1 protein-coding gene is annotated in these 2,686 nt (G+C 39.6%); it reads right to left on the bottom strand.

The genetic code is table 11. The features are described from left to right. Positions 1 to 114: 114 nt before the first annotated feature. Positions 115 to 1,941: a group II intron reverse transcriptase/maturase gene (gene ltrA / locus DVW06_RS16725; protein ID WP_002298631.1), complete on the bottom strand. Its 1,827-nt coding sequence runs from the start codon at positions 1,939 to 1,941 to the stop codon at positions 115 to 117. Positions 1,942 to 2,686 lie beyond the last annotated feature (745 nt).

Raw genomic sequence — 2,686 nt, 5'->3', positions numbered from 1 at the left:
CGTTATAGCGATAGGTAACTTTTTGATGTTATCTCCAAGTTTTCCCCCGCTTCACACCGTACATGAAACTTTCGCTTCATACGGCGTTCCATCATATCCAAATAGATTTATAAGTTATTTCCCAGTTATTGTCTGGTATCCGTAATTCGTCCGTATTCTGTTCAGTTTTTTCTTCTGCTGACTATTAAGAACATAACCTTTTAACAGTGATTTTGCTTCGTCTGCTGATTCTGTTAGGATTGCCTTTGCAATGGGAATTTCCACAAATGCCAGATTAGAATATCTGTCAAGGTTATCTCCTTTGTCTGATTTGTGAATACATATCAGAGTGGACGGAGTTCCTCGACGATTCATTACATAGCAGTTGCCTTGTTGTGCGATATATGCCGAAATACGATTGTCGTTAAACTCTACGCTATCGGCAGGGTTTTCATTTTCCAACAACGCTCGGATTTCTTCTTTTGTTACAACTACAACGTCCTCATGCACCTTGTTTCTCCCTTGCTTTGTAAAATTACAAATATCTTGCGAGAAATTCATAGGATTTTTGTGTTGTACTCCTTGAATCGGCAATAGCGGATTATCCGCAATCATCACTATTTTTGTTTTTGGTCTGATTCCTTTTGTCCTGCTCTGAAATTCTGAACTTGTACTTTCAAATGGAACTGATTTTGCAATGTTCCTTAAACGGATTCGTATGGTCGGTAAGAGAGCGTAACTTACTTCTGTCAGGTTGTTATATACGTTAGTTGCTATGCAGTAGTAATTCTGCATACCGATAACTGTCAGATTATATCTGCTGATATTGAAGCCAGTCGTATGTCTGGCTATATCTTTTACCTTTAACTTTAGATTTGTTTTCGCTTTCTTTAATGCTTTTTGGTTCATATCTGTTTTGGCAACATAACCGTGTTTCGTTCTTCCTTTTGGAATGACTTTGATTTTGAACCCCAGAAAATCTGATGAATTTTTCTTCAGATTTACTACCTTTGATTTCTCTGGACTGATTTCTAATTTCAGCCTTTTATTAAGAAAATCTACGGTACTGTGGTAAAATCTTTGTGCTTCTCCATAGGTTGAACACATGATTTTAAAATCATCAGCGTAACGTACAATAAAACCGCTTTTCAGTTTGGTATATTTCTTTGCGTATTGAAGCCACCCATTTTTACTGCGGTTCTTCGGCTGGAATGTTTCCCACTGACTGCTTACCCACCAGTCTAATTCATTAAGGACTATGAGGGAGAGCAGTGGACTTAACAGACCGCCTTGTGGCGTTCCTTTTTCTGGGACACCCTCGCCGTCAATTTCGGCTTTCAGCATTTTGCTGATAATGCAAATCAATCTTTTATCCCGAATACCAAGTGTCCAGATTTGTTTTAATAGTTTTCCATGATTGACATTATCGAAAAATCCTTTAATGTCTACGTCAACACAGTAATGATATTTTGATAAATTTATCAGTGTCGTTACTCTGCTGACTGCATGGTGGGCACTTCGATTCGCACGGAATCCATAGGAATGATTATGGAACTTTGGTTCGCATATCGGCTCTAGGACTTGCAGGATACATTGTTGTACCAGCCTGTCCCAGATACACGGAATCCCCAATGGACGCATTTTATCGCTCCCAGCTTTTGGAATGAAAACACGTCTGACTGATTTGGGGCGGTAGTTGCTAAGGCTTTCCCGAACGGTAGCAACAATCTCAGCATTGCTGAGTTGTTTTATATCGTCTATCGTCATTCCATCCGTTCCAGCCGTTTTACTGCCACTGTTTGATTTCAGATTACGGTAAGCTAAACAAATATTTTGTTCCGAACCAATAATTTCAAGTAACTTATAAAAGTTATTACCGTTCTTGCTCTGTGCGTATAACTCGTCATAAATATGTTGCATATCATAATACTCGTTATAGCGGAGCTTGTTTTTCTTTAGCATGGTCTGTACCCTCCTTGTTTGCAGGAGCAAGTACATCTCTTAGTCTTACTCGAACCCATACCATTTTTCTTAGTAATTCTATTCTTCATATGACTAGTGGCTATCCCTCCACCGCTTGTTATCACGGTTTCATAGGTACTGTGCCACCACTCTCACTGACATTAACACACCTTATATCATTGCTAATCTCACAATAACTTTCTGATGTGAACACTTCACAGACAGTAAAATCTCCATGTTGTCAGCTTTCAACGTTCCAAACACACTATCTGTACATATATCCTTAGGTTTCCTCTATAAGCCTGCTACCTTGATAACGCCTTTAACGTTATATGGATTTTCATAAATGCGGAGTCTTACTCACCCACAGTAGCGACACTGTTTGTGTCACTGGACATTTCTATCCAGCCCCGATATAGACCTGTACATTCAAGGATTCGTCAGTAGACCTCTCATCTACATTCTAACCATAGATATTTTATAGACTTCCGGCATATAGGACACAACGCCCACCTCTGGGAATCTTTCGTCAGCATTATCTGTTACGGTGTCTGTCTGCCGACTTCACCGAGCTTCTGACAGAGCCTTGTTTACTCAAGTTTCTGCCAGTCAGAGTATTAAAGTAGCCTTTCAGGGCGTTACCCCGTCATTCGACTATTCGTGTGTTTAGTTCTCCAACACACATTAAATATTGATTTAATGAAGTGCTGTGCCTACTCTTTTCAAGTAGGAACGTTTCGCACCT

Origin of the sequence: Enterococcus sp. ARL09-542 (genome assembly GCF_005234805.1) — a bacterium.
GTDB lineage: Bacteria > Bacillota > Bacilli > Lactobacillales > Enterococcaceae > Enterococcus_D > Enterococcus_D gallinarum.
This window is presented reverse-complemented; position numbering and strand designations above follow the sequence as displayed.

Bases quoted from the DNA above. Each gene is read 5' to 3' on its own strand.
- ltrA (WP_002298631.1), bottom strand. From the start codon at position 1,941: ATGCTAAAGAAAAACAAGCTCCGCTATAACGAGTATTATGATATGCAA.